Here is a 2,161-nt window from a genome sequence, read left to right on the forward strand (position 1 = left end):
GATGGAAATGAAGCAGACATCTGGGCCCGCCAGCTGCTGGCCCTGCATTGTCTCAAGCGGTGTTTCAATGCCCACCGGCTCCAGCGGAAGGTCGCGTGTGGCTTCATAGCACATCAGCAGGCTGAGTTCGCGCACCAGGCGGCGGAAGCCGGCTGTAGAGGTTTCCTTGCGGCGCAGATGGGTCAGCTTGTGCTGGATGAGAGGGTGGTCAAGCACCACAGGGGGGAGGGGAGAGAGGGGTTCTGAAGTCATGGGGGAAGCATAACGATTGAAAGAAAATTACGCTATATTTTCGGGTGCAGGAAATTTTTCTTAATCGAGGTTTGCAGCGCAGCCCGGACTAGTGGCAGAAGGGCGCGGTAAGGCCCGGACGGGTCCTGTTGGCCGGGTCTGTCTGGCCTGATGTTTGTTTGAAGAGGAAGTAGCGCCAGATGGCCGTAAATTACGCGACTGTCACGTGGGACCAGTTACACAGAGATGCCCGTATTCTGGCAGAGGCTCTGGTGCCTAAAATGCCCTTTAAAGGTGTGGTTGCCGTCACACGGGGCGGATTGATCCCTGCGGCGATCATCGCGCGGGAACTGAACTGCCGTCTGGTCGAAACGATTTCCGTCGTGACGTATGATGAAGAAGAGCGCGGCAAGCCCACCATCATCAAATCTCCCGATGCGGCAGGGGATGGTGAGGGGTTTCTCGTTATTGACGATCTGGTGGATTCCGGCGTTACCGCGCGCGTTGTGCGTGAACGCTTGCCCAAAGCCTATTTTGCCTGTCTGTATGCCAAGCCGGCTGGCATGAAGCTGACCAATCATTTTGTGGTGGAAGTGCCGCAGGATACCTGGGTTTTGTTCCCGTGGGATACAGCGCCGTTGTTTGTGCCTCCGCTGGCGACCAAGGCCATGGATAAAGCTGAAAACAAGGCTGACTGATTTTTTACCACAATGGGCTTGCCAGCCTGCCGAATGCCGCTTAGGTTCCGCTGCATTCGGGGCGTGGCGCAGCCTGGTAGCGCGCGTGTTTTGGGTACACGAGGCCCCCGGTTCGAGTCCGGGCGCCCCGACCACTTATATCTGGAGGCATCACTATGCCGGCACGGATTTATAAGCAGCCTAAACCCGCGGGGCAGTCAGGACTGGCTGGCACGCGTGAGTGGGTTTTTGAATATGGGCAGACAGCCCCAAGGCGTCAGGATGCGCTGATGGGCTGGACAGGAAGTCAGGACACTCAGTCCCAGCTTCGCCTGTATTTTGAGTCTTGCGATGAGGCGGTGGCTTACGCTGAGCGTGAGCACGTGGCATACGAGGTTGAAGCCCCGGTGCAGCGTATTCGCAAGCCCAAAGTGTATGCCGACAATTTCCGGTCTGACCGGATCCAGAACTGGACCCATTGATTTTCCGGATATTTCCGACTATCGGAGGGTGCAGAGTACGCGCCCTTAGCTCAGTTGGATAGAGCAACAGCCTTCTAAGCTGTGGGTCGCTGGTTCGAATCCAGCAGGGCGCGCCATAGACTTTATCCTTCATTCTCAACATCAAAGGCTGGCTGATAATTCAGCACAGTTTGCAACGTGCTTTTGCTTGCCGAAAGCCGGGCCTGAGGGTAGGCCTTGGGAAGAATGAAGATATCGTCATTCCGGCCCGGTTAAGGGCTTTGCGTAAAACCAGACCTGGTCCTGTCGGGAGTTGAGAAGTTGAAGTCATTCTGCGTTGTGGGCGCCGGGTTTAGCGGAGCAATTCTTGCCCGACATCTGGCTGAGCGTGGCCACAAGGTGACGGTTGTGGATGAACGTCCCCATATTGGCGGCAACTGCCACACCGAGCGGGATGCGGAGACCGGCGTTATGGTCCATAAATATGGGCCGCATATTTTCCATACAGCCGATAAGAGGGCGTGGGAGTATGTGCAGCGTTTCGGCAAGTTTCAGCCTTATGTGAACCGGGTTAAAGCGATTTCAAAAGAGCGTGTCTATACGCTTCCGGTAAACCTTCTGACGATCAACCAGTTCTTTGGAACAACCATGGGGCCGAAGGACGCACGGGCTTTTATTGAAAGCAAAGCGGATCGTTCCATTCAGGCTCCTCGCTCTTTTGAAGAACAGGCGCTGAGCATGATTGGCCCGGAACTTTATCGCGCATTTTTCCACGGCTATACGCGCAAACAG

At 55.7% G+C, this 2,161-nt stretch carries 4 protein-coding genes and 2 tRNA genes; 5 read left to right on the forward strand and 1 reads right to left on the reverse strand.

Going from position 1 to position 2,161, the window contains the following annotated elements:
* A partial coding sequence (locus OZD63_RS05750) for a uracil phosphoribosyltransferase (RefSeq protein WP_275008354.1) occupies window positions 1–252 on the reverse strand: 252 nt, incomplete at its 3' end.
* Between the two features lie 179 nt (window positions 253–431).
* On the opposite strand from OZD63_RS05750, the gene gpt reads away from it, so the two are divergent.
* The 5 genes from gpt to OZD63_RS05775 form a co-directional block, all read left to right on the forward strand.
* Complete coding sequence (gpt, locus tag OZD63_RS05755) at window positions 432–929, forward strand: xanthine phosphoribosyltransferase (protein ID WP_025826780.1); 498 nt, start codon at window positions 432–434, stop codon at window positions 927–929.
* Between the two features lie 57 nt (window positions 930–986).
* A tRNA-Pro gene (locus OZD63_RS05760) sits at window positions 987–1,063 on the forward strand.
* 21 nt (window positions 1,064–1,084) lie between these two features.
* Window positions 1,085–1,390 carry an ETC complex I subunit gene (locus tag OZD63_RS05765; protein ID WP_086656052.1) on the forward strand — a complete coding sequence of 102 codons (306 nt, stop codon included), beginning with the start codon at window positions 1,085–1,087 and terminating at the stop codon, window positions 1,388–1,390.
* 39 nt (window positions 1,391–1,429) lie between these two features.
* Window positions 1,430–1,506: transfer RNA gene (locus tag OZD63_RS05770), tRNA-Arg, on the forward strand.
* Between the two features lie 184 nt (window positions 1,507–1,690).
* A partial coding sequence (locus OZD63_RS05775; protein ID WP_275008356.1) for an FAD-dependent oxidoreductase occupies window positions 1,691–2,161 on the forward strand: 471 nt, incomplete at its 3' end.

Origin of the sequence: Wolbachia endosymbiont of Drosophila leontia (assembly GCF_028981785.1) — a bacterium.
Lineage (GTDB): Bacteria > Pseudomonadota > Alphaproteobacteria > Rickettsiales > Anaplasmataceae > Wolbachia > Wolbachia pipientis.